This is a genomic window from Salinibaculum rarum (assembly GCF_030505615.1).
Lineage (GTDB): Archaea > Halobacteriota > Halobacteria > Halobacteriales > Haloarculaceae > Salinibaculum > Salinibaculum rarum.
This window is the reverse complement of record NZ_CP129992.1, coordinates 1,162,175-1,185,802: the sequence shown is the minus strand read 5'-3', so window position 1 is coordinate 1,185,802 and position 23,628 is coordinate 1,162,175. Positions and strand designations below refer to the sequence as shown.

22 protein-coding genes are annotated in these 23,628 nt (G+C 64.0%); 10 read left to right on the top strand and 12 right to left on the bottom strand.

What is annotated here, in order from left to right:
- Window positions 1-64: 64 nt before the first annotated feature.
- Entirely contained in the window at window positions 65-1,054 is a 990-nt protein-coding gene (locus QYL91_RS06460; RefSeq protein ID WP_302082559.1) for an AAA family ATPase, read from the bottom strand.
- A 151-nt stretch (window positions 1,055-1,205) separates the two neighbouring features.
- Here QYL91_RS06460 and QYL91_RS06455 point away from each other — a divergent pair, with 151 nt between their 5' ends.
- Window positions 1,206-2,429, top strand: a complete 1,224-nt coding sequence (locus QYL91_RS06455; protein WP_302082558.1) for an MFS transporter — start codon at window positions 1,206-1,208, stop codon at window positions 2,427-2,429.
- A 3-nt stretch (window positions 2,430-2,432) separates the two neighbouring features.
- Here QYL91_RS06455 and QYL91_RS06450 read toward each other — a convergent pair whose 3' ends face one another.
- Window positions 2,433-3,686 carry a magnesium transporter gene (locus QYL91_RS06450; protein WP_302082557.1) on the bottom strand — a complete coding sequence of 418 codons (1,254 nt, stop codon included), beginning with the start codon at window positions 3,684-3,686 and terminating at the stop codon, window positions 2,433-2,435.
- A gap of 48 nt (window positions 3,687-3,734) precedes the next feature.
- Complete coding sequence (locus QYL91_RS06445) at window positions 3,735-4,409, bottom strand: MBL fold metallo-hydrolase (RefSeq protein WP_302082556.1); 675 nt, start codon at window positions 4,407-4,409, stop codon at window positions 3,735-3,737.
- A 139-nt stretch (window positions 4,410-4,548) separates the two neighbouring features.
- Between QYL91_RS06445 and QYL91_RS06440 the strand changes: the two genes are divergently transcribed.
- Genes QYL91_RS06440 through ligA form a run of 3 tightly spaced genes read left to right on the top strand, consistent with a single transcriptional unit; the run spans window position 4,549 to window position 8,380 of the window.
- Window positions 4,549-5,658 carry a pyridoxal-phosphate-dependent aminotransferase family protein gene (locus QYL91_RS06440; RefSeq protein ID WP_302082555.1) on the top strand — a complete coding sequence of 370 codons (1,110 nt, stop codon included), beginning with the start codon at window positions 4,549-4,551 and terminating at the stop codon, window positions 5,656-5,658.
- A 44-nt stretch (window positions 5,659-5,702) separates the two neighbouring features.
- Window positions 5,703-6,272 (top strand): hypothetical protein, encoded by a 570-nt coding sequence (locus QYL91_RS06435; RefSeq protein ID WP_302082554.1) that lies wholly within the window; start codon window positions 5,703-5,705, stop codon window positions 6,270-6,272.
- Window positions 6,273-6,310: 38 nt separating this feature from the next.
- Entirely contained in the window at window positions 6,311-8,380 is a 2,070-nt protein-coding gene (gene ligA, locus QYL91_RS06430) for an NAD-dependent DNA ligase LigA (RefSeq protein ID WP_302082553.1), read from the top strand.
- On the opposite strand, the gene QYL91_RS06425 is transcribed toward ligA, so the two are convergent.
- Window positions 8,377-8,634, bottom strand: a complete 258-nt coding sequence (locus QYL91_RS06425) for a DUF7967 family protein (RefSeq protein ID WP_302082552.1) — start codon at window positions 8,632-8,634, stop codon at window positions 8,377-8,379. The two genes, ligA and QYL91_RS06425, sit on opposite strands and share 4 nt — an antisense overlap.
- 101 nt (window positions 8,635-8,735) lie before the next feature.
- Between QYL91_RS06425 and QYL91_RS06420 the strand changes: the two genes are divergently transcribed.
- Both QYL91_RS06420 and QYL91_RS06415 read left to right on the top strand, forming a co-directional pair.
- Complete coding sequence (locus QYL91_RS06420) at window positions 8,736-9,362, top strand: hypothetical protein (RefSeq protein WP_302082551.1); 627 nt, start codon at window positions 8,736-8,738, stop codon at window positions 9,360-9,362.
- A gap of 33 nt (window positions 9,363-9,395) precedes the next feature.
- Window positions 9,396-11,144, top strand: a complete 1,749-nt coding sequence (locus tag QYL91_RS06415; RefSeq protein WP_302082550.1) for an excinuclease ABC subunit C — start codon at window positions 9,396-9,398, stop codon at window positions 11,142-11,144.
- 642 nt (window positions 11,145-11,786) lie between these two features.
- Here the strand turns inward: QYL91_RS06415 and QYL91_RS06410 are convergent.
- The 5 genes from QYL91_RS06410 to QYL91_RS06390 form a co-directional block, all read right to left on the bottom strand.
- On the bottom strand, window positions 11,787-12,779 hold the full coding sequence (locus tag QYL91_RS06410; RefSeq protein WP_302080520.1) for a transposase: 993 nt from the start codon (window positions 12,777-12,779) through the stop codon (window positions 11,787-11,789).
- Between the two features lie 242 nt (window positions 12,780-13,021).
- Complete coding sequence (locus QYL91_RS06405; RefSeq protein WP_302082549.1) at window positions 13,022-13,906, bottom strand: alpha/beta fold hydrolase; 885 nt, start codon at window positions 13,904-13,906, stop codon at window positions 13,022-13,024.
- A 73-nt stretch (window positions 13,907-13,979) separates the two neighbouring features.
- Window positions 13,980-16,040, bottom strand: a complete 2,061-nt coding sequence (gene uvrB, locus QYL91_RS06400) for an excinuclease ABC subunit UvrB (RefSeq protein ID WP_302082548.1) — start codon at window positions 16,038-16,040, stop codon at window positions 13,980-13,982.
- 46 nt (window positions 16,041-16,086) lie between these two features.
- Window positions 16,087-17,109 (bottom strand): LLM class flavin-dependent oxidoreductase, encoded by a 1,023-nt coding sequence (locus QYL91_RS06395; protein ID WP_369685622.1) that lies wholly within the window; start codon window positions 17,107-17,109, stop codon window positions 16,087-16,089.
- Window positions 17,110-17,133: 24 nt separating this feature from the next.
- Window positions 17,134-17,535 (bottom strand): acyl-CoA thioesterase, encoded by a 402-nt coding sequence (locus QYL91_RS06390; protein WP_302082546.1) that lies wholly within the window; start codon window positions 17,533-17,535, stop codon window positions 17,134-17,136.
- Window positions 17,536-17,628: 93 nt separating this feature from the next.
- Here QYL91_RS06390 and QYL91_RS06385 point away from each other — a divergent pair, with 93 nt between their 5' ends.
- From QYL91_RS06385 to QYL91_RS06375, 3 genes are read left to right on the top strand one after another with little or no spacing between them, the layout of a single operon-like run.
- Entirely contained in the window at window positions 17,629-18,444 is an 816-nt protein-coding gene (locus tag QYL91_RS06385; protein WP_302082545.1) for a lipoate--protein ligase family protein, read from the top strand.
- A gap of 48 nt (window positions 18,445-18,492) precedes the next feature.
- Window positions 18,493-19,326, top strand: coding sequence for a deoxyribonuclease IV (locus QYL91_RS06380; RefSeq protein WP_302082544.1), 834 nt, complete (start codon window positions 18,493-18,495; stop codon window positions 19,324-19,326).
- A gap of 41 nt (window positions 19,327-19,367) precedes the next feature.
- Complete coding sequence (locus QYL91_RS06375; protein WP_369685617.1) at window positions 19,368-20,153, top strand: class I SAM-dependent methyltransferase; 786 nt, start codon at window positions 19,368-19,370, stop codon at window positions 20,151-20,153.
- Window position 20,154: 1 nt separating this feature from the next.
- On the opposite strand, the gene cysK is transcribed toward QYL91_RS06375, so the two are convergent.
- Window positions 20,155-21,171 (bottom strand): cysteine synthase A, encoded by a 1,017-nt coding sequence (cysK, locus tag QYL91_RS06370; protein ID WP_302082543.1) that lies wholly within the window; start codon window positions 21,169-21,171, stop codon window positions 20,155-20,157.
- Between the two features lie 82 nt (window positions 21,172-21,253).
- Here cysK and QYL91_RS06365 point away from each other — a divergent pair, with 82 nt between their 5' ends.
- On the top strand, window positions 21,254-21,724 hold the full coding sequence (locus QYL91_RS06365) for a nucleoside deaminase (RefSeq protein WP_302082542.1): 471 nt from the start codon (window positions 21,254-21,256) through the stop codon (window positions 21,722-21,724).
- 230 nt (window positions 21,725-21,954) lie between these two features.
- Here the strand turns inward: QYL91_RS06365 and QYL91_RS06360 are convergent, their stop codons facing one another.
- Both QYL91_RS06360 and QYL91_RS06355 read right to left on the bottom strand, forming a co-directional pair.
- Window positions 21,955-22,230: a hypothetical protein gene (locus tag QYL91_RS06360; RefSeq protein WP_302082541.1), complete on the bottom strand. Its 276-nt coding sequence runs from the start codon at window positions 22,228-22,230 to the stop codon at window positions 21,955-21,957.
- Between the two features lie 115 nt (window positions 22,231-22,345).
- Window positions 22,346-23,467 carry an IS630 family transposase gene (locus QYL91_RS06355; RefSeq protein ID WP_302082540.1) on the bottom strand — a complete coding sequence of 374 codons (1,122 nt, stop codon included), beginning with the start codon at window positions 23,465-23,467 and terminating at the stop codon, window positions 22,346-22,348.
- Between the last annotated feature and the right edge of the window lie 161 nt (window positions 23,468-23,628).

Here is a 23,628-nt window from a genome sequence, read left to right as displayed (position 1 = left end):
ACCGCGACCAGGTCGCAGTCTGCCAGTTTCGAGTGCGTGGTTCCGGGAAGCCAGCCCCGAACAATCACCGAAACTGGTCTGGGTTGTCGGCCCGCTCGCTCCCGCCGTCTGCGCCGGGCACCGCGACGCTATCGAGCACGTCCGCGACGATTTCGGACTGCTCGACACCGCGGACGCCGGCGTCTGCGGTGAGCACGAGCCGGTGCGAGAAGACCGGTTCGACGACCCACTTGATGTCGTCGGGGACGACGAAATCCCGTCCCTGAAGGATAGCGACGGCGCGAGACGCCTCGAAGAGGCGCTGAATCCCACGGGGGGAGACGCCCACGTCGACGCGGTGGTCCTCGCGGGTCGCCCGGCCCAGGTCGACGATGTACTCGCGGAGTTGCTCGTCGACGGAGACGTCCTCGGCGGCGCGCTGGAGTTCGGGCACCTGCTCGCCGTCGATAATCGGCTGGATGCTCGGTGCCTGTTCGACGCGACCCGCCCGCCGGTCGAGCAGTTCTCGCTCGCCCGCGCGGTCCGGATAACCCATCGCAGTCTTGATGATAAATCGGTCGCGCTGGGCTTCGGGGAGGCCGAAGGTCCCCTCCTGTTCGACGGGGTTCTGGGTTGCGAGGACGAAAAACGGCGTCGGGAGTTCGTAGGTCGTCCCGTCGACGGTGACCTGTTTTTCGCCCATCGCCTCCAGCAGTGCGGCCTGGGTCTTCGGCGGTGCACGATTGATTTCGTCCGCGAGGACGATGTTGGCGAAGATGGGGCCACGGGAGAACTCGAAGACGCCGTCGGCCTCGTTGTAGATGTTCGACCCGGTGATGTCGGAGGGCAGCAGGTCGGGGGTGAACTGGATGCGCTGGAACTGCAAGTCGAGTGCGCTGGCCAGCGACCGGGCGGTCAGCGTCTTGCCCGTGCCGGGCACGTCTTCAAGTAGAACGTGCCCGCGCGCGAGCACGCCCGTGAGGATTGTCTCCAGAAAGTCGCGGTCGGCGATGACGGCCTCGCCAATCGCGTCGACGATTTGCGCACTGACGTCACCAGCCGTCTCGTGGTCCATACCCACCACCTCGGCGGTCCGGACAAAAACTTCTTCGCTGGCCGGACGGGGAGCCACCGGCCGGCCGTCGGGACGAAGTGGCGAGCCAGCACAGCGGACACCGCAGTCGTTCGACGGCACTGTTAGTACCGTCGGGCACGTACCGGCAGGCGTGACCGAGTCGGACAGACCGTTGCTTGCTGGGGTCGTCTTCGCGGTGCTTTTCGCACAGGTGCTGTTGTACCCCGGCATCCCGGCGCTGGTGGCCGCACTCGGCGGCACACCCGCCGGCTGGGGCGGCGACGCCGGGGCTATCCTCAACGCCGGCAAGTGGTTTCTCACCGCCGAATTTCTCGGGTTCGTTCTCTTTGCCGGCGTCTGGGGCGCGCTCAGCGATTCGCTCGGCCGACGGACGCCGCTGATTTCCCTCGGCGCCGTCGCTGGCGGGGCGAGTTACCTCTTTCTCGTCGTCGCGGCCCGGACCATCGACCTGCCCTACAGCGCCGTCCTCCTCGTCCGCTTTCTGGGCGGCGCGGCGACAATCGGTGCGTTCTCCCTTGCCATCACCACGCTGATGGACCTCGGCGGTGGCAACGGCCGGAACATGGGCGCGGCGGGCATCGCCATCGGCCTCGGAACGGCACTCGGCGCCCCGGTCGGGGGACAGCTGTACGCTATCGGACCGCTCGTCCCGCTGACCGGCGCGGCAGGCCTGATGGTCCTCGCCGGCGGCCTCGCGTTCGCGGTCACCGACCGCGTCCCCGACCGGAATCGCGCCGGCCCGGTCGCCGCCCTCGGTCGCCTCCGCGACCAGCCGATTCTTGGCCTTCCCTACGCGCTTGGCTTTATCGACCGCCTGACGGCCGGCTTTTTCGCGCTCGTCGGCACCGTCTACTTCCAGACCGAACTCGGACTCGATGCGGCAGGGACCGGCATCATGCTCGGGCTCTTTTTCACCCCGTTCGCACTGCTGCAGTACCCGTTCGGGCGACTCTCGGACCGCATCGGCCGCGTCGGACCGGTCGCCGTCGGGTCCCTGGCCTACGGTATCGCGGTCATCGCCGTCTTCGTGGCTCCCTCCGTGGAACTGACCGGCGTGACGATGGTCGCCGTCGGCATCCTCGGTGCGTTGATGGCTCCAGCGACGATGGCACTGGTCTCGGACATCGCACGCGACGACGAACGCGGCGTCGCGATGGGCGGGTTCAACGTCTTTGGCAGTCTCGGCTTTCTGACCGGCATCGTCGCCGGGGCGACCATCGCCGCGACCTACGGATTTGGCGTCGCCTTCGTCGCCGTCGGCCTAGCCGAGGTCGGTATCGCACTTCTCGCGTTGCCCGTGTTGCTCAGCATCGACGACCCAGCAAAGCGAAGCGGGCAGCCGCCTCGGGCCTGACAGTTACAGCAAGACCAGTCCCGCCAGCCCGAGGAAGATGAAGAAGCCGAGCACGTCGGTCGCGGTCGTGATGAAGATAGTCGCGGAGGTCGCCGGGTCGTACCCCCGTCGGTCGAGGATAAGCGGGATGAGCGCGCCGAAAAAGCCCGCGATGACGAGGTTCAGAATCATCGAGACACCCAGGACAAGGCCCAGCAACGGGCTCTGATTGAACACGCTGGCGATGACAGCGACGAGCGCCCCCGTGATGGCACCGTTGGCGGCCCCGGCGACGACTTCGTTGAAGATGACGCGCGCGCCCGTCGACAGCGACACCTGGTCGAGTGCGATACCACGGACCGTCACCGCCATCGACTGCGTGCCGGCGTTCCCGCCCATCCCGGCGACGACCGGCATGTACACCGCGAGTAGCGTAAACGCCGCGATGGTGTCCTCGAAGAGACCGACGACAGCCGCCGCGAGAAACGCCGTCCCGAGGTTGATGATGAGCCACTTGTACCGGCTCCGGATTTTCACCATCGGCCCGTCCAGCACGCTCTCCTCTTCGGCGACGCCGGTGAACTCGTAGAGCGTCTCGCCGGCTTCCGTCTCGATAGCCCGGAGGATGTCGTCGGCGTAGATGACGCCCATAATGGAGTCCTCCTCGTCGAGGACCGCCACCCTGCTCTCGGGGTTCGTCCGGAACACCTCCATCACCTCCGAGTCCGGCCGATCGTATCTGACCGACGGGACGTCCTTGAGATACTCGGTGATGTCGGTCCCGCCGCCGTTTGTCAGCGCGAGCGTATGGCCGGGGAGTTCACCGAGCAAGCGGTCCTCACTGTCGGAGACGAACACGACCGGAAACCGGCCCGTTCGTTCCTCGTACCGGCGGACACGGCGGGCGACGTCGTCGAAGGAACTGCTCGCGCTGACGATGATATAATTGAGGTGCATCATCCCCGCGGCGCTCTCGGGGCTAAACTCGAGGAGGAACTCGATTCGCTCCCGGCGGTCCTCGCCGAGTCGTTCGAGGACCGCCTCGCGGGTCGCCTCGTCTGCATATCCCAACACGTCCGTCCCCTCGTCGGGGTCGAGTCGCCGGACGAACCCACGGAGCTGGTCGTCGTCCATGTCGTCGACGACTCGCTGCCGGACGGTTTCGGGCAACTGGAAGAACACCTCACGCTGGCTGGAACGAGAGAGTCTCCCGAACTCCGTCGCTGGCGCCGACGCGGTGGCCAGCAACTGCTGTACCTCCGAGTGAGATGTCGACATGTTCACGACGCCGGGCGGAAGTGGCAAAGCCGTTTGGGACCGCCCAGGTTACAGGTCGTCGTCGACGAGCGCGGCGAGTCGCGACGTGCCCTCGTCGACGAGGCCACCGTGGTGACAGAGCGTCCGGTCGAACTCGAGAGTCGCGAGTTTCGCCAGCGATTCGAGCGCCTCGTCCATATCGAGCGTGAACCGCTCGTCCGGCCCGGCGAGGCCGTCCTCGTCTGCGACCGTCGCGTCGGCCGCAAGCAACACTCCCGCGTCGGGCAGGTGCAGGGAGATGTGACCCGGCGTGTGCCCGGGCGTGAACACGACGTCCATCGGGCCGGCTTCCGTCCGGAAGGCGACACCGCCGACCAGCGCGACGTCCACGCCGACGGGCGGATACCGCTCATCGTCGGACGACTTTATCGGGTGTTTCCGCCCGTCGACGTAGGGGGAACAGCCCGCGTGCGTGTAGACAGTGGCGTCGGTGCGCTCGAGGACTGCCGAGAGCGCCCCGGCGTGGTCGCCGTCCTGGTGGGTGATGATGACACCGCGGACGTCGTCCCAGTCGAACCCGGCCTCGGTCAGGTTGGCCTCGATTTGCTCGACCTGCCCCTGGAGGCCGACGTCGACCAGCAACAGTCCCGTCGGGGTGTCGACGGCCGAAGGATAGAACGTGCGCTCGGCGCCGTCGCGCTCGATTGTCTGTGGAAACGCATACACACCGTCGGTAATCTCCATACGGCGGCTACTACGGCCACCGCATTAGTCGTTCAGGAATCGACTCGGGAGAGGACGGCGAGAGCGCCCAGTACGCGACGACGGTATCAAAACTACCATGCCACCCCACGACGACGGTACACCACACTAGGTGGTTTCCGTGACCAAAAAACAGGAATACAAAGACGACTACCCCGAGAAGACGCTGTATCTCCCCGGTCCGACAGAAGTGCGCGACGACGTCATCGAGGCGATGGCAGAGCCGATGTTCGGCCACCGGATGGACCGGATGACCGACCTCTATACGACCATCGTCGAGGACACCAAGGAATTCCTCGGCACAGACAACGACGTCATCGTGCTCACGGCGTCGGGCACGGAGTTCTGGGAGGCGACGACACTCAACCTCGTCGACGACCGGATGCTCGTGCCGACCTCCGGCGCGTTCAGCGAGCGCCAGGCCAATGTCGCCGAGCGCCTCGGGAAGACGGTCGACCGCATCGAGTACGACTGGGGCGACGCAGTCAAGCCCGAGGACATCCGCAATGCGCTCGAATCGAGCGACGAGGGGTACGACGCGGTCGGTGTCGTGATGAACGAGACCTCCACCGGCGTCCGCAATCCCGTTGAGGAAATCGGCGACCTGCTGGGCGACTACCCGGACACCTACTTCGTCGTCGACGCCATCTCCTGTCTCGGTGGCGACTTCATCGACATCGAGGGCCACAACATCGACGCCATCTTCACCTCCACGCAGAAGGCCTTCGCCATGCCGCCGGGGCTGGCCGTCTGTGCGGTCAGCGACGACGCCTACGAGCGAGAACTGGAGAAAGACTCCGCCTCCTGGTACGGCGGCTTCCAGCGCACGCTCGACTACTACGACCGGAAAGGCCAGACCCACTCGACGCCCGCCATCCCCATCATGCTGGCCTACCGCAAGCAGATGAAACACATGCTCGAGGAGACCCACGACGCCCGTGACCAGCGCCACCAGGAGATGGCCGAGTACGCCCGCGAGTGGGCCCGCGAGCACTTCGACCTGTTCCCCGAGGAGGGCTACGAGTCTCAGACGGTGACCTGCGTCGAGAACACGCAGGGCATCGACGTGGCCGAGACTGTCGAAACAGTCTCCGAGGAGTACGACATGGTCTTTTCCAGTGGCTACGGCGACCTCAGCGAGGAATCGTTCCGCATCGGCCACATGGGCGAACACGACGTCGAGAGCATCAAGGAACTCACCGACGCTATCGAAGACGTGGCTGACCTGTAAATCAATCGAGAGATTCATTTTCCTCGCAGTCCACACGGTCGCGTATGGTCCCCGACCTGTCCCGCACCGTAGCAATCGCACTGATAGCCGCCGTGCTGACGCTCGGACTCGTCGCCGCGGTCCCGGTGAACAGCCTCCCGTTTTTCAGCGACGACACCGGGCCCACGGACATCGAAGTCGCGTCGCTCGAACGACTGGACGCCGGCTGTAAGGAGTCAGTCGCACAGTACAGCGGCACCCAGAACGGCCCCAACGGTAGCTACACCACCACCTCCTTTGTCGAAACCGGGAGCCGGAACGCCTCACTGTCGGCGTGGGCCGAACGCACCTCGCCGACTGGCGCGGAGTACAGTACGTTCGACGTCCACGTCGAGAGCCACCGTACCGAGCCGGCAAACACCACCTGCGATGTCGGCATCCAGTACCGTCTGACCGTCGAGACCAGCGGCGGCGGAGACGACGGTCTCTTGCCAGACGAAAGCGGTCTGAGCGTCCGCTTCCACGAGAACGGACGGTACGCCGCCTGTGCCAGCAGTAGCTCGGGCGATTTCGGCAGCGCATGCCGAGGCGTCGAGGGGCCGCCCACGCGGACGTGGGCCAACGCCACGGGGTGACCGACGGCTTCTATACACGACCGGCACAAGCCCATTCCATGACACCGGTCGCGCAGGCGCCCGAGGACAACCCCTACATCGAGACCCCCGACACCGACTTCGCGCCCGTCGACGCGATAGACGAGCAGGCGGCCCGCGAGCAGTCCGAGCAGTTGCGCGAGGCCATCCGCTATCACGACTACCGCTACTACGTCGCAAACGACCCGGTCGTCGGCGACCGCACCTACGACGTGCTCTTTGCCCGCCTCGAAACGCTCGAAGACGAGTTCGACCTAGAGCGGGCCGACAGCCCCACCCAGCGCGTCGGCGGCGACCCCGTCGACGAACTCGACACCGTCGACCACGTCGCACCGATGCTGTCTATCGACCAGAGCGGCGAGGCCGCGGACGTGCGCGCGTTCGACGAGCGCGTCCGCGACGAACTGGACACAGACGTTACCTACGTCTGCGAACCGAAATTCGACGGCCTCTCGGTCGAAGTCGTCTACGAAGACGGGTCCTACCAGCGCGCCGCGACGCGGGGCGACGGCCAGCGCGGCGACGACGTCACCGAACAGGTCCGGACCATCCCCGCCGTGCCACAGCGGCTTCGCGGCGAGTATCCCGACAGGCTGGCCGTCCGCGGGGAGGTGTACATGCCCCGCGACGCGTTCAACGAGTTCAACCGCGACCGCGTCGAGCGCGGCGAGGAACCATTCGCCAATCCACGCAACGCCGCCGCCGGGACCCTCCGACAGCTCGACCCATCGGTCGTCGCCGAGCGCCCGCTCTCGGTGTTTTTCTTCTCCGTGCTCGACGCCAGCGTCGACTTCGAGACCCACACCGAACGCAACGAACGGCTCCCCGAGTGGGGACTGCGCGTCAGCAGCGAGGTCGAACTGGCCGAGGACATCGAGGCGGCCATCGACTACCGCGACCGGCTGCTCGACGCCCGCGACGACCTCGACTACGAAATCGACGGCGTCGTCATCAAAGTCGACGAAATGGCTGCCTGCGAGCAGTTGGGGACCACCTCCCGGGCGCCGCGGTGGGCCTTCGCCTACAAGTTCCCCGCGCGCAGCGAGCAAACGACAGTGCGGGACATCGTCGTCCAGGTTGGTCGAACCGGGCGTCTCACCCCCGTCGCGTTGCTCGACCCCGTCGACGTCGGCGGCGTCACCGTCTCGCGGGCCAGTCTGCACAACCCCGAGGAAATCGCCCGGCTGGGCGTGGCCGTCGGCGACGAGGTGCGGGTGAAACGCGCCGGTGACGTGATTCCGGACGTGGCAGAGGTAGTCGAGGACCGCGGCGAGGCACACTTCGAGTTCCCGGACACCTGCCCAGTCTGTTCGAGTCCCGTCGAACGGGAGGGGCCGCTGGCGTTCTGTACCGGCGGCCTCGCCTGTCCCGCGCAACTCGAACAGGCCGTCCAGCACTACGCCAGCCGCGACGCACTGGACATCGAGGGACTGGGCGAGAAAAGCGTCGCACAGCTCGTCGATGCCGGCCTCGTCGACTCGCTTTCTGCCCTCTACGAACTGACTGTCGAGGACCTCACCGACCTGGAGGGGTGGGGCGAAACGAGCGCAACAAATCTCGTCGCGGAAATCGACGCGACCACGGCGCCGCCACTCGACGACTTCCTGACCGGCCTGGGCATTCCCGAAGTCGGCGAGACGACCGCTCGCTCGCTCGCCCAGGCGTTCGGTACTTTCGAAGCCGTCGAGAACGCCACGGAAGACGAACTCCGCGAGGTAGACGACATCGGGCCGACGGTCGCCGAGGAGATTCGCGGCTTCTTCGAGAGCGAACAGAACCGCGAGGCAATCGACGACCTGCTGGCATACGTTTCACCGCAGGAAGCCGAGACCGGCGGTGGCGACCAGCTCGACGGACTCACGTTCGTGTTCACCGGCGCACTCGACCGGTTCACCCGCAGTGAGGCACAGGAACTCGTCGAGCGCCACGGCGGGTCGGCGACGAGTAGCGTCTCGGGGAACACGGACTATCTGGTGGCCGGGGACAATCCAGGCCAGAGCAAGCAGGACGACGCCGCGACTGTGGAGGTGCCGATTCTCTCCGAAGCAGAGTTTCTGGACCTGCTCGACGCGAAGGGAGTCGAGGTCTAGATTTCGTCGTCGAGCGCGTGGTCGTCGGCCATCCGGGTCGCCTCCGCGCCGTAGTGCTCGACGTTCTCGTCGTCGGTGGGTTCCAGGCGGTCTTCGTCGACGTCCAGTCCGGCAGTCACGGTTTTCGTCATCAGCATCTGTTCGGAGAGTTGCTTGTGCAGGTATCGCTCGCCGTCGGGCGTCGCGTACACCAGTTCTATCATCCCCTTGTCGTTGTACGTGCGGTCGACCAGCCAGACGCGTTCCTCGGCCATACGCGCATTTCGACAGCAGGCGTGTTGTATCCACCGAGACCGTATCGGAGTGCGCGCGGGCCACACTGGCATTGAAATAGGATGGCGGCATACGAGCGAGTATGTCGGGGTGGCAAAATCGGGTCGACAACCTGCTCTACAGCGGGGAGTCGGTCGTCGAGTCGGTCGATTTCGACACGGGCAGCGTGGTCGTCACCAGTCACCGCGTTCTCGCGTTCGACCCCGACGGCGACGGCCCGGTGTTCCAGCAGGTCGACCGGCCGAATGTCACGGGCGTCTCGACGGGCGCCCAATCAGAGCAGGGCCTGCTCGGCCGCGCCATCAAGACGTTCGCGGTCGGTGTCGTCCTCGTCGGTGTCGGACTGGTCGTCGACTTCGGGAGCATCGTCGGCGGCGTCGACCTGGGTGGACAGTCCTCGCAGGAACTCGGCTTTGGCGGCATCATGGGGACCCTCCAGCGGTTCCTGGGCGTCATCTCGCAGCTCGATTACCTGCTGCGTGTGTTCGGCGCGCTCGCAGTCTTTCTGTCGGCCGTCTTCTTCGGCGTCTACTGGCTGACCCGCGACCGGACGCTCGTCATCGAGGTGGCCGGCGGGGACGACATTCACGTTCCACGTCCCAGCGAGGACGCGAGCGACTACGCCGACCGCCTGGAGCAACTCATCGCACCCAGGCCGGCCGACGAAGACGCCGCCGAACCGCCACAGGACCCCCTCGGCGAGTCGTGACTCTCATACTCACAGAGCACCGAGACGCCGCCGATGGACGCTGCCGCCGTCCGAGCAGTCGCTGACGACCTCCCCCGCGAGCCCGGCGTCTACCAGTTTCTCTCCCACGAGGGCAAAGAGGAGCGCGTCCTCTACGTCGGGAAGGCAGTCGACCTGCGCGACCGCGTGCGGTCCTACAGTGACCCAAGGAGCGAGCGTATCAGACAGATGGTCGCCCGCGCCGACGACGTAGACGTTGCGGTCACCGACACCGAGACGCAGGCACTCTTGCTGGAGGCGAACCTCATCAAGCGCCACCGACCGCGGTACAACGTCCGCCTGAAAGACGACAAGTCCTACCCACTCGTCGAACTCACCGCCCACCCGTTCCCGCGTATCGAAATCACCAGAGACCCCGACGAGGGCGCGACGGTCTTCGGTCCGTTCACCGACAAAGGGGCCGTCGAGACGGTGGTAAAGGCACTCCGGGAGACCTACGGACTGCGCGGCTGTTCGGACCACAAGTACGCCAACCGCGACCGGCCCTGTATCGACTACGACATCGGCCTCTGTACGGCACCCTGTACGAACGAAATCGACCGCGAGTCCTACGACGAGGATGTGACTGCCGTCGAGCGGTTTTTCGGCGGCGAGACCGGCATCCTGGCAGACCCGCTCCGGCGGGAGATGGACGACGCCGCACAGGCCAAGAACTTCGAGCGGGCGGCGAACCTCCGCGACCGACTCGGCGTCGTCGAGTCGTTTCACGGCAGCGGCGGCGAGGCAGTCACCGACCACGACAGCAGCGGGCACGCCGTCGACGTTCTCGGTGTCTCACTCGAAGGAAAAACCGCAACGGTCGCGCGACTCCACGCTGACGGCGGGAAACTCGTCGAGCGAGAGCGCCACGAACTCGACGCACCGGACGGCACCGACGACCCGGCGACGGTACTCGGTGCCTTCATCACGCAGTACTACGCCGAACGGGCGTTGCCAGACGCAGTACTCTGTCCCGAACGACCCGCTGGCGAGGGTGTCGACGACTGGCTGGCGAGTGCGGGCGTCGACCTCCGGGTCCCGGGTGCGGGTCGCGAAGCGACGCTCGTGGACCTCGCGATAAAGAACGCCCGCCGTGACGAGCGCCAGCCCGACGGCACGCGAGCGCTGGCCGACGCGCTCGGCATCGACAGCGCCCGCCGCATCGAGGGGTTCGACGTGAGCCACGCCCAGGGCAAGGCCGTGGTAGGGAGCAACGTCACGTTCCTCGACGGCGACCCGGAGAAGGCCGACTACCGCCGAAAGAAACTCGACGACCAGAACGACGATTACGCGAGCATGCACGCGCTCGTCGGCTGGCGGGCACGGCGTGCACTCGCCGGCGAAGACGACCGACCGGACCCCGACCTGCTGTTGATAGACGGCGGTGAGGGCCAGCGACAGGCGGCACAGGATGCACTCGACGCAGAGGGGTGGGACGTGCCGGCGATTGCGCTGGCCAAAGAGGACGAGCGAGTCGTCACCGCCGATGGGCAGTTCGACTGGCCCGACGACGCTGCGCACTTACATCTCCTCCAGCGCGTGCGCGACGAGGCCCACCGCTTTGCAGTCCAGTACCACGAGACAGTCCGCGACGAGGTGTCGACACCGCTGGACGGCATCGACGGCGTCGGGCCGGCAACACGCAAGCGGCTTCTCCGGCGATTTGGCTCCGTCGACGGTGTCCGGGCCGCCTCCCGCGAAGAGCTCGAATCCATCGACGGTGTCGGCCCGTCGACTGCGTCGACTCTCGACAGCCAGCTGTGAACTCGGGGTTGCACTTCCGCAAAGAAAGCCGTCAGAAGCGTCGATAAGCAGCCAGAGTCCGCGTTCTCCGCGACAGCGCACCAGCTCACACCGACGCCAACCGAATTTCGCCAGGTATTCGATATAGCGATATATGATTTATTCCAGCTATTTGGCACAGCGAATACCGAGTGACAAGAGCCGAATCTGCCCAACGGAAAAAGCAGGAGCGTTGTAGTCGACCCCTTTCGCCGAGTTGCACTGCTCGCCAGAGTGGAGCGCTAGCTGAGGGTTCTTCGCCCCAGCCCGCTTTCGTGAGAATAGTCGTACCCGCTCCCCGGTCGCGACGGCAGACCAGAGAGACCCGGCTAAATCTACAGCAACGTCACCATGTATCGCGTTAGCACTAAACGTTGTTTTTCGAAGGCCGTCGTCGAAGGTTGGGGAAACTTCGCCAGGGTCACCGACACACTGGACCGGGTAAGCAACTCGCCGCCGAGGACCTGGGATGTTGGAAGGCAGAACGTGTTAACACACAGCACCAGCGCAACGGGAGAGCCGCCACCGCCAGCAGTCAGCAGACCACGCAGTAAGCGGCCCGGCCCGTGGCTCCACGAGACCGTACCAAGATGCCATCAGAAGGGCGGGCGTGCAGAAGAGTTCTCATAGCTCAACGATCGGACTTGCGATGTCACCTCCTCGTTCATGGTTAGCGATGACGACAGCCAAACGAAGACAGAGAGCGACGAAGACGTGAGTTTTTGCCCGTTCTCGGCCTCGGACTTGCGGAGTCCCGAGGCCGAGATCCTTGCACACGCCGATTGCTGTTTCGACCTGTGACCGGTTATCGTAGGTGTCGTCAAGCTGCTTTTCCCAGACGCGGACAGTGTCGCTATGTTCCTTGATTCGTTTCTGGATGCGGTACTCGATATCTGGTGGATCATTTGTGTTCCGTGGATTGTACGGAACCACTGGCACGACGCCTGCTTCAATCAGGTCGTCGTGCCAGTCCAACATGTCGAACTCTGCGTCACCAACGAACGTGACTGGCTTTTTGACGGCGAGCGCATCCTGTGTGATGCGCCTCGCCGTCGCCTTGTCCACAGATTTCTCATCTGTGAACTCTGCGGCAATCGGGATGTTGTTGTCGGTCGTCACCAGACAGCAACCGTAGCCGTAGTAAGTCTCCTCAGCTGTACTGTCGTAGTTCCACGAGGCATCCTCGTCCGGGCGAGGCGCCCGGACATCGGTGCCGTCAATCCGAAAGCAAGAACCCAGTTCAACCCGGACAAGCACCTGCTGAAGAATTCGTGAGAAGACTTCCTCAACGACACCAGAGAGATCGTCGATAAACCGGCCAATCGTCCGCCGTGACGGCGGTCGCTCGAACTCGCAGACACGCCAGACATCATCGTTGGCGAGTTCTTGAGCCATCGCTTCTGGTTCGTAGATTCTGTTGTAGAAGCAGTGAAGCAATCCTCGGAACAGTTCAGGTGGATGGAACTCCCGCGTTCGCCCCCGCGGATCGGGGGCGAACACGGGGAATTCATAGAGAAACTGGAGATCAAGATGTTCGAATAGTACTGTTGTCTCGGTTTCCAGTGATTTCAAGACCTCTGTGATCGTATCTTGGTGTGGCAGGGTAGTGGTTGACACATCTCACTGTCCCTGCCTCATCTCCGAGAGAGTTCCTATCGATCCTCCAGAATCGCTGATCAGCCAGCAGAGCCGTGCTAACTATTCTGCACGCCCGCCATCAGAAGAGCAATATCGGCCGAAAAATCCGGCATAAATGTTATTCCGCTATATCAAATACGGCAGAGACAGCCACACCACCACCGACGGCGAAAGCCCGAAGAATAGTCGGAAGAGCCAGTGACGGAAGGTTTCTCCAGAAGTCAGAGAGTGTCGCGGATGATGGCAGCCACCTCGCCAGGTCGTTCGAGTGGAGCGAGGTGACCACACTCGTCCAAGATGTGGAGGTCATCCGCTGGTGTGCGTTCGGCCGCACGCTCGGACCAGCGTGGTGGCAGCAGGTCGTCTTCGGCGCCGTGGACGTACTGGACTGGAACGGACAATTCCGAGACTCGGTCGGAGTAGTCAGTCCGGTAGCCGTGCCACGTGACTTCGGCGGCGCGGAACTTCCGAAACGCCGCGCCGGCACCAGGGCGCTTGACCTCCGCGATAACTCGGTCGACCGTCGCTTCGGAGAGCGTGCTGCTGTCTGCGGTGAGGCCGTCGAGTGACTGTTCGACGAAGCCGCGGCTCCGGCGCATCAACGCAACCGAGAGGTGATTTGTCACCTGAACCTTCGCCAGAAGCCAGGTCAGCAAGCCGTTTGGGAGTTGACTGCCGAGTGCGAACGGTTCCAGGGCGACGACCTGAGAGAGACAGTCAGGATGAGCAAGTGCCAGACCGATTGCGATTCCACCACCCATCGAGGTACCGGCGACCACTGGGTCCTCGATGTCGACCGTGTCGAGAAAAGACCTGACCGCGTCGACTTGTGATTCCATCGTGAGCGGACCGTCGGGCATCTCACTCGTCCCGTAGCCCGGCAGGTCCAGCGCGTAGACGCGCGTCTGTTCGGCCAGCGGCCCGAGCAGTTCGCCCCAGGAGATATGCGCGGCGTCGATGATGCCACCGTGGAGCAAGACGAGCGGTGGCCCACTAGTTCCGCCTGTTAGGTAGTGGATTCGGTTGCCGTCGACGGTTACCGTCTCGTCGGAAATGGTCGCGCCACCAGCGTCTAGCATCGCCGCGGTGCCCGCTCGTGAATCCATACCGATTCGTTCGGACGCACGCGAAAAGAGTTACAGGGTTTGACAGGCGGTACCGCAGGTCTCCCAGCCCCGGTTAGAACTCGTCGGGGCCCGGTGCGGGAACGCCGTCGTCGTCGGCGGTGGTCTGCAGGTCGTACTCCTCGCGAACTTCCCGAATCCGGTCACGGATGTCGGCAGCGAGTTCGAACTCCAGATTGTCCGCGGCCTCCTGCATCCGCGTCTCAAGTTCCTCGATGACCCGTGCCGCGTCCTCTTCATCGTCGGGGGCAAACTCCGATGCACCGCCGGTGTCGGTCTTGCTCCCCGGCAGGTTCGTCTCGCCGACTGCCTTCTCGATTGTCGTGGGCTCGTGGCCGTGTTCCTCGTTGTACTCGCGCTGAATGCGGCGGCGGCGCTGGGTCTCCTCGATTGCCGCCTGCATCGCCGAACTGGGTTCGTCGGCGTAGAGGACGACCGTCCCGTTAACGTTGCGAGCGGCCCGACCCATCGTCTGGACGAGCGTCGTCTCCGAGCGCAGGAACCCCTCCTGGTCGGCATCGAGAATCGCCACCAGCGACACCTCCGGGATGTCTAGTCCCTCACGGAGCAGGTTGATGCCGACGAGGGTATCGATTTCTCCGAGGCGCAGCGATCGGATGAGTTCGTGGCGTTCGAGGGTGTCAGTCTCGTCGTGCATGTAGGCCACGTCGAGGCCGGCCTCTTCGAGATACTCGGTGAGGTCTTCGGCCATCCGTTTCGTGAGTGTGGTCACGAGCGCACGCTCCTCGTCGGGGAGCGACTGCAGGCGCTCGATGAGATTTTCGACCTGACTCTCAGCGTCTGCCACCTCGATTTCGGGGTCGACGAGATAGGTCGGGCGCACAATCTGTTCGACGACCTGCTCGCTGGTCTCGCGCTCGTAGTCGCCGGGTGTCGCCGAGACGTACAGCGTCTGGTCCGTTTTTTCCTCGAACTCCTCGAAGGTCAGCGGCCGGTTGTCAAACGCCGTCGGCAGCCGGAAGCCGTTCTCGACGAGGCTCTCTTTTCGAGATTTGTCGCCGGCGAACTGCCCGCGAATCTGTGGAATCGTCTGGTGGGACTCGTCGACAACGGTGAGGAAGTCGTCGGGGAAGTAATCGAGCAGCGTGTAGGGCGCCTCGCCGGATTCGCGGTCCGAGAGGTGAAGCGAGTAGTTCTCGATGCCCGAGCAGTACCCGGTCTCCTCCATCATCTCCAGGTCGAAGGTCGTGCGCTCCTCGATGCGCTGGGCGGCGACCATATCGCCCTGTCGTTCGAAGTAGCGAATGCGGTCGTCGAGCAGGTCGCGAATCTCGCCCATCGCGCGTTCGAGGCGCTGTTCGGGAATCGAGTAGTGCTCTGCGGGGTGGACCAGCGCCGCGGGTTCCTCACTCTTTACGTCGCCGTCGAGGGGATCGAGTTTCCGGATGCGGTCGATTTCGTCACCCCAAAATTCCACCCGGAGCGCGTAGCGGCCGTACATCGGGTAGATTTCGACCGTGTCCCCGCGCACGCGGAAGGTCCCCTGGGTGAAGTCCACGTCGTTGCGCTCGTAGTTCAGGTCGACAAGCCGACCCAGTAGTTCGTCCCGGTCTATCGTCTGACCCTGCTCGATGCGCAGGGACATGTCGATGTAGTTTCGGGGGTCACCCAGCCCGTAAATAGCAGAGACTGAGGCGACGACGATGACGTCGTCACGGGTCAGCAGCGACCGGGTCGCAGAGTGGCGCAAGCGGTCGATTTCGTCGTTGATGGAGGCGTCCTTGTCGATGTAGGTGTCGGTCTGTTCGACGTAGGCTTCGGGCTGGTAGTAGTCGTAGTAGGAGACGAAGTACTCGACGGCGTTGTCCGGAAACAGTTCGCGAAACTCCTCGTAGAGTTGCGCCGCGAGCGTTTTGTTGTGTGCGATGACCAGCGTCGGTTGCTGAATCTCCTCGATGACCCAGGAGACGGTGTTTGTCTTCCCGGAGCCGGTGACACCGAGGAGCGTCTGTTTGTCCATCCCCTGCTGGTAGCCCGCGGCCAGCTGTTCGATAGCCTCGGGCTGGTCGCCCGCTGGGTCGAAGGGCGCGTCTACACGGAAATCGCGGTCCACGTCCGGTCGGTCGGGGGAGAGAGGGCCGCCGCTGTCGCTCATTAGCTGTGGGTCGGGCTGGAGAGACTTGAGCCGTGCGCTTGCCCGGCTACCGCTTTGCCGGCGCCAGCTCCTCGACGGTCTGGTCGACGACGGGGTCGGGCGTTCCGTTAGGAATTACCAGTAGCGGCTGGTCGACAATATCGCGTGCAGCCACGCGTTCGAACTGTTCGCGCGCGTTCGCGGGCGTACCCGCGACGGCCAGCTGTGCTATCATCTCCTCGGTGACAGCGTCACGGGCACTCTCGCGGTCACCCGCCCGCCACGCCTCCGCGACAGCATCGGCGGCGTCGGGGAACGATTTAGCGACTGCCTTCCGGTAGCCCTCGCCGCTCCCGACGTAGTAGGCGAGATGCCCGCGAACCGCCCGTATCGCCTCCTGGGGGTCGTCGCTGACCGCCGCCGGAACGTACGGTGCGACGTCGATAGCATCGGGGTCACGGCCCACCTCCCGCGCCGTCTCGGCGATAGTCTCGAAGGCCTCGTCGAGTCGGCCAAAGGGGATGTTGTGCGGGAGCCAGCCGTCGGCTGTCCGGCCGGTCGCACGCCGATTCGAGGGGCCGAGCGCGGCCGCATAAACCGGTACATCGGCATCCAGCGACGGGAAATCAGCGACATCGAACACTTTGCCTTCGTAGGAAACTCTGCCGTCGGCCGAGAGGAATCGCTTGGTCAGTTCGACGGTTTCGTGGAGTCGCCGTGGCGGATTGTCGAAGGCCATTCCGTGGAGGTCTTCGACGACTTTCTGCGTGCTCGTCCCGATGCCGAGACGGACCTGTCCGTCCGCGGTGTCGGCAAGCGTCGCGGCGGCCTGTGCGAGCGTGGCCGGAGAGCGGCCATAGGCGTTGACGATAGCAGTACCGAGCGTCAGGTCGCTGGTGACAGTCGCCGCCCGGGTGAGCGAGAGAAAGGCGTCCCGCCCCCAGAGTTCGGGCATCCACAGCGAATCGTAGTCCAGACGCTCCGCGCGTTCGGCAAAAGCCGTCACGTCGTCGTGGTGTTCGGGAACGAGTACGCCAGTCGGCATACGCGACCAGAGACAGGCGAGCGTAAAAAAGGCGGGCGTGACAATATGACCCCGGCAGGGAGAGCGGGGTTATCGGCCCTCGTGGGCCTCGATGCGCTCGCGCCAGGCGTCGGGAATCGGCGTCGGTTCCCCGGCCTCCTGGTCGAAGGTGACCATCAGCGTCTCTCCGGTCGCGGCCACCTCGCCGTCGGCGCGAATCTCGTACTCCAGGGGAATCGAGGAGGTTCCGAGTTCGCCGGCGCGAACGGCGACAGTCACGCTCTCGCCGAAGTCGATTGGCCGCTCGAAGTCGAGATGGAGGTCCGCGACGACGGCCCCAGTGTCCATCAGCGGCTCCTGGACGACGTCTTCGATGTACTCGACGCGAGTCTGCTCTAGGTACGTCGCGTACACGGCGTTGTTGACGTGGTCCATCATATCGAAGTCCCGAAAGCGCACGTCTATCTCGTTCTCGTAGTTGAACTCGGCCATACCCGGCCTGCGAGTGCCAGATAGTTGCGTCTGTCGGATGCCCACGAAGGTACTTCCACAATCGCTTTCCCGTCGGCGAGTCTATCGACGGCCATGACCGAGGTGGCCGACAGGGAGTGGCGGCTGGTCCGGGAGACTCCCCGGCCCGGCCCACTCAATATGGCACTGGACGAGATTGCCGCCGAGACGGCAGCCGACGACGGCGTTCGGACCGTTCGCGTCTACAGCTGGGAGCCGAGCACGCTCTCGCTTGGCTACCACCAGGACCCCGAGACAATCGACTGGGAGTTTTGCGAGCGGGAGGGTATCACGGTTACCCGTCGACCCACCGGCGGCGGGGCGATTTATCACGACGCCGTCGGCGACATCTCCTACTCTATCGTCGCGCCGGCCGACGAGTTACCGGGAAATCTGATGGACTCCTACGAATTGCTGTGTCAGCCGCTCATCGAGGCGTTCGACCGGATGGGCGTCGACGCGTACTTCGCCGAAGACGAACGGCCGGCCATCCACGAACCCGCCTGTTATCTCCGGGAACTGCATCCCGCCCACGATGTCCTGGCCGGAGACGGCCGCAAGATTAGCGGGAACGCACAGTACCGCCAGCGTGATGCCGTCATCCAGCACGGCTCGATTACGTTTGCTCGAACTCCGGACCGACACCTCGAAGCCTTCGCCGATCCACCGGACAGCGACACCTTCCGCGAGCGGGTCACGTCGGTTCGCGAACAGGCAGGTATCGACCGAGCAGAGGCAGTCGAGACACTCGAAACCATACTCGGAGAGTGGTGTAGTGCCCACGAGGGAACGTTTGCCGAAGAAGAACTCGACCGGGCGAACGCGCGGGCAGAGCAAAAGTACGCAAACGAAGACTGGACCGTCGACCGGGAAGCGCCGCCGACAGCGTGAGTATCCGACAACGACATTTCTAAGCGGGCGCGGGCCGACCACCGAACAATGACACTCCGAGTCGGCGCCCACACTTCGATTGCCGGTGGCGTCCACAACGCTGTCGAGGAGCAACGCGAGTACAGCGGCAACTGCGGCCAGATTTTCTCACACTCCCCACAGGTCTGGCAGGACCCCAACATCGAGGACGAGAACGCGACGCAGTTTCGCGAACAGAGCGCCGACAACGACATCGGGCCCTGGGTCATCCACTCCTCGTATCTCGTCAACCTCTGTACGCCCAAAGACGACCTCCGCGAGAAGTCCATCGGCTCGATGCAAAAAGAAGTCGACGCCGCAGACCGTCTCGGCATCGAGTACGTCAACGTCCATCTGGGTGCACACACGGGCGCGGGCGTCGAACAGGGACTCGACAACGCCGCCAGCGCACTCGACGAACTCGACGTTCCCGAGGGCGTGACCGTCCTCGTCGAGTCGGACGCCGGCAGCGGAACGAAACTCGGCGGCGACTTCGAACACCTGGCGGCAGTGCTCGACCGCAGCGAACAGGACCTCGAAGTCTGCCTCGACACCGCTCACGCCTTCGCTGCGGGGTATGACCTCTCGACGCCCGAGGGAGTCAACGCGACCATCGCCGAGTTCGACGAGGTGGTGGGACTCGACGCGCTGGCCTGTGTCCACCTCAACGACTCCAAACACGAGTGTGGGACCAACAAGGACGAACACGCCCACATCGGCGAGGGACATATCGGCGACGACGGGATGGGAGCGTTCGTCAACCACGAGGCAATCCGAGATGTGCCACTCGTCCTCGAGACGCCAAGCGAGAACGGGAAAAGCTTCGCCTGGAACATCGACCGCGTGAAGGAACTGCGAGCGTAGCGAAACCAGCCTTTTTGTCGCCGTCCGAACTACCGGTGTGCGTGCGCGAGTTCAGTGCCGAGTACCTGCAGACGACCCGGGAGGGCATGTGGGAAGGGTCCCGAGAGGTGCTGTCGCCGCTCGGCCTCGACACCTGTGAGCGCGTCCTCGACGTGGGCGCCGGGACGGGCGCGCTGACGCGGGTCCTGCGCGAGGAGACACCGGGAAAAGTGGTCGCCCTCGACGCAGACGGGGGGTTGCTGGCGAACATCAGCGGGTCGCGGGTGCAGGGAGATGCCACGCGATTGCCGTTTGCAGACGACAGTTTCGACGTCGTCGTCTGTCAGGCGTTGCTCGTGAACCTCCCGGACCCGAAAGCGACAGTCCGGGAGTTCGCTCGCGTCTCGCGTGGCCGGGTGGCCGCCATCGAACCCGACAACAGTGCAGTGCGCATCGACTCGACGGTCGAAGCCGAGGCACCGCTCGCCCGGCGCGCGCGGAAGTTGTATCTGCAGGGCGTCGAGACGGACGCGAGTCTCGGTGCTGCCAGGGCCGTGTTTTCCGATGCCGGCCTCGACGACATCTCGGTCGGGCGCTACGACCACGAGCGAACCATCGAGCCACCGTACGACGAGTACGCACTGCGTGCGGCCCAGCGCAAAGCCAGCGGCGAGGGATTGACCGAGGACCGGGAGACAGTGCTCGCCGGCGAGACGACGGCCGAGGAGTTCGACGCGCTCAGACAGGAGTGGCGAGAGATGGGTCGAACGGTCGTCGAACAGATGCAAGCGTCAGCGTACCGCCAGCGCGAGGTCGTCCCGTTTTTTGTGACCGTCGGGCGGGTCTGAGTCAGTCTGCCGACGCCGTCTCGAAGCGTCCCGCTAGCTTTGCAGCGAACTCCTCGGGGTCGGCCTCGGTCGCGTGGGTGACCGTCGTCGCGTCGTAGAGGTCCGTCGAGAGATACCGCTCTCCGAAGTCCGGAACGACGGTGACGACGAGGTCGTCCGGATTGTCTGTCGCCACCTGCGTCCCGGCCTCGACGGCCGCACCGGCCGAGATACCCGCGAGAATCCCCTCCTCGCGGGCGAGGGTGCGAGAGCGCTCGACGGCGACTTCCCGCGGGACCGCGATGACGTCGTCGAGCAGTTCCGGCCGGAGGATGTCGGGAACGAACCCGGCGCCGATACCCTGGAGCGAGTGCGAGCCGGGGTCGTCCCCGGAGAGGACAGCCGAGCGGTCCGGTTCGACGCCGACGATGTCGACGGCAACGTTCCGGTCCTCTTTGAGTGCAGCAGCGACACCGGTGATAGTCCCACCAGTCCCGACGCCGGCGACGACGGCGTCGACTTCGCCGTCGGTGCCCTCCCAGATTTCCGGGCCGGTCGTCTCGCGGTGGACGGCGGGGTTTGCCGGGTTCTTGAACTGCTGTGGGACGTAGCTGTGGTCGAGTTCCGCGGCGAGTTCGTCGGCGTATGCGATGGCCCCGTTCATCCCGTCGTCGCCGTCGGTGAGGACGACTTCGGCACCGAGCGCAGAGAGGAGGGTGCGGCGCTCCTCGCTCATCGTGTCGGGCATGACGAGTACGAGGTCGTAGCCGCGAGCGGCGCAGGCGGCCGCGAGTCCGATACCGGTGTTGCCGCTGGTCGACTCGACGATAGTGGTGTCGTCGTTGACCAGTCCCTCGCGTTCGGCGTGGTCGATCATCGCCGTCCCGATGCGGTCTTTGACGGAGTTTGCCGGGTTGAAAAACTCCAGTTTTCCGACGAGGTTCGGTGCGAACGTATCCAGTCGGACGAGCGGTGTCTCTCCGATGAGGTCGGTTACGTCTTCCGCAATCATCACCTGCGTTTGGCCCGTCCGACCCATCCCAGTGCTCCCGTAACAGGACGGGGATTTATTCGACGGAGAGAGCCCGGACCGTTTTCTACTGTGGGGCGTACACGTCAGTATGGCCAGCCCAGATTTCGACAGGTTCGACCACGACGCACACATGAGTAGAGCCATCGAACTCGCTCGCGAAGCCGTCGAGCGTGGCGACCGGCCCTTTGGCTCCGTGCTGGTCCGCGACGACGAAATCGTCATGGAAGCGTCGAACCGGGTTCTCACAGAAGACGACATCCGCCGTCATCCGGAGTTGCACCTGGCCCATCGGGCCACCCGCGAACTCGACCCGACCGCACGCGCCGAGACGGTGATGTACACGAGTACTGAACCCTGTCCGATGTGTGCCGGCGGAATGTGCCAGGCCGGCTTTGGCCGGGTCGTCTACAGCGTGAGCGGCGACGAACTCCGAGAGTTCACCGGCGGGGAGTCGACCGTCGACTCGGCGACGATTCTCGACGGTATCACAGATGTGGTGGGCGGAATCAAAGCCGACGACGGTCGCAGGCTACACGCGGAGTTTTTCGGCAGCGGGTGAAACACCGTCATAACAGACAGCGGAGACAGCCGCGTGAAGTACCCCGCGCACGGTGGCGCGGGGCTTCGCCGTTTGGCCTCTCCCCGAAACCGGGGAGCGTACCGGCGGCAGGCGAATTTAATTCCCTCCGCACTCCCCGAAGGGTCGTGTGGGAGCAATAACACCCGAACACGCTGTGGCTCCTACCGCACTAGTAGCGATTACGGTTAATCCGTACCCGGTAGCGCTCCCTATTGGAGGTACAGCTGGGCAGCGGTGTCAAAGCAGGATTCCGGTGAGCCAGCGAACGAGCCGTCGAGACAGATCGACGGCTCGTAGCGATCATTGCTGTACTTGTAGAATGCGAAACTCCATGTCTCAGAATCACCAGTCCACGTGAGTCGGCAGAGCTTCGTGGGCGTCTGTCTGATTTGTTCGACCTTATCTTCGGTAGCATCGGGACGAATCCACGGATTGCTCTCGATGGCGTCGAGGTAGGCATACTCCCCGCGGAACCGAACATCCACACGCACGCACCGCTCGCTCCACGCGGTGCGCGCGTGAGTCTCAAGACGGTCTGTGAGCGATTTGCGAACTCTCTCAGGAATTGCTGGCATACTACTGAGACGCGTCCAATAGTCTTTACTCTATCTCTGGAACCCTCTCAAGCAATTTCTCCATATCTTGTCGTGTATACGTCCACTCGAAGGGCTCTGGAACTTCATTCCAGAGCACTTCGAATCCAGCGATCTGGTGCATCAGCTCACGAATTGAATCAAAACTGCCACCAGTCAACGCTTTGCGGGCCAACACCGAGAAGTAGAGTTCGATCTGGTTCAGCCATGATGCGCCAGTGGGGAGATGTAACCCTTCGATGTTGTCGTACTGCTTTTTCAGCCACCACGTGAAGGTGTTTGGATGGTGCGCACCGCCGTTGTCGGTGATCCAGAACACACGATCTGCCCGTCGGCAGATCGGGTGTTCCATCACCTCCTCGACCAACGTCTCAAAATTCGCTCGCGTATTTCGCTCTACACACTGCCCAAGAATCTCCCCTGTTCCAACGAGTAACGCCGCTTGATACGTACATGTCCCATGACGCTCGTATTGATGCTCAACATGGCCCGGAGTCCCCGGTCCCGGCGGAGTACGTCGCCGGGACCGGGCCTGAATACCGGTCTTTTCGTCAGCACAAATGATTACATCGCCCTCAGTCAGTTCTTCACCCTGCCATAATCCGTTGTAGAGATCCAGTACAGGAGCGCTCTTCTGTTCAAACTGCGGATCACGCGGTGTCACCCAAGACGCGTAGGTCCATGGTTTGATCGCCGCCTGCTTGAGCCAGGCGGCGATCGTGGACCGAGACGGACAGCGATCAAGTTCCTGGCCAGCTTGGACGTGAATATCAGCAGTACTCAGCCGTGAGAGCGGGAGTTGACGTTCGGCGGGTAGTTCACAAGCGAGAGCAGTGATGAGCGCTCGAACCGACTGATCGTAGATAGGTGGTCGGCCGGGCCGGGACGCGTCAGCGAGCCCGGCCCGGCCAGCGTCGGCAAAGCGGTCGCGCCACTTACGGACCGTCTTTCTGGTGCAGTCGAGTTGCGTTGCGATGTCTGTGTTATTTGCTCCATTGGCCGCGAGGAGAATGACACGCGCGCGGAATACGTCTCGTTGAGGGCTGGTCGCTTTGCGAATGACCGCCTCAAGATCAGTCTGATCTTGGGCGGTCAGAGTAATTGCGGTAGGGGAAGGTCCTGGCGACATGATCGGCACTCTCCGGAGAGAATGCGTATCTATAGGCGCTGAGAGGAGATAACCATAGCAGTCCTATCTGGGTACGGATCTGCTGGATGCTCTAGTAGAGGTCGTCTAGTGCTGCCGTAGGTGGCGTGTCCGTGGAGGTCAGCGGCTTCACCACCGCCCGA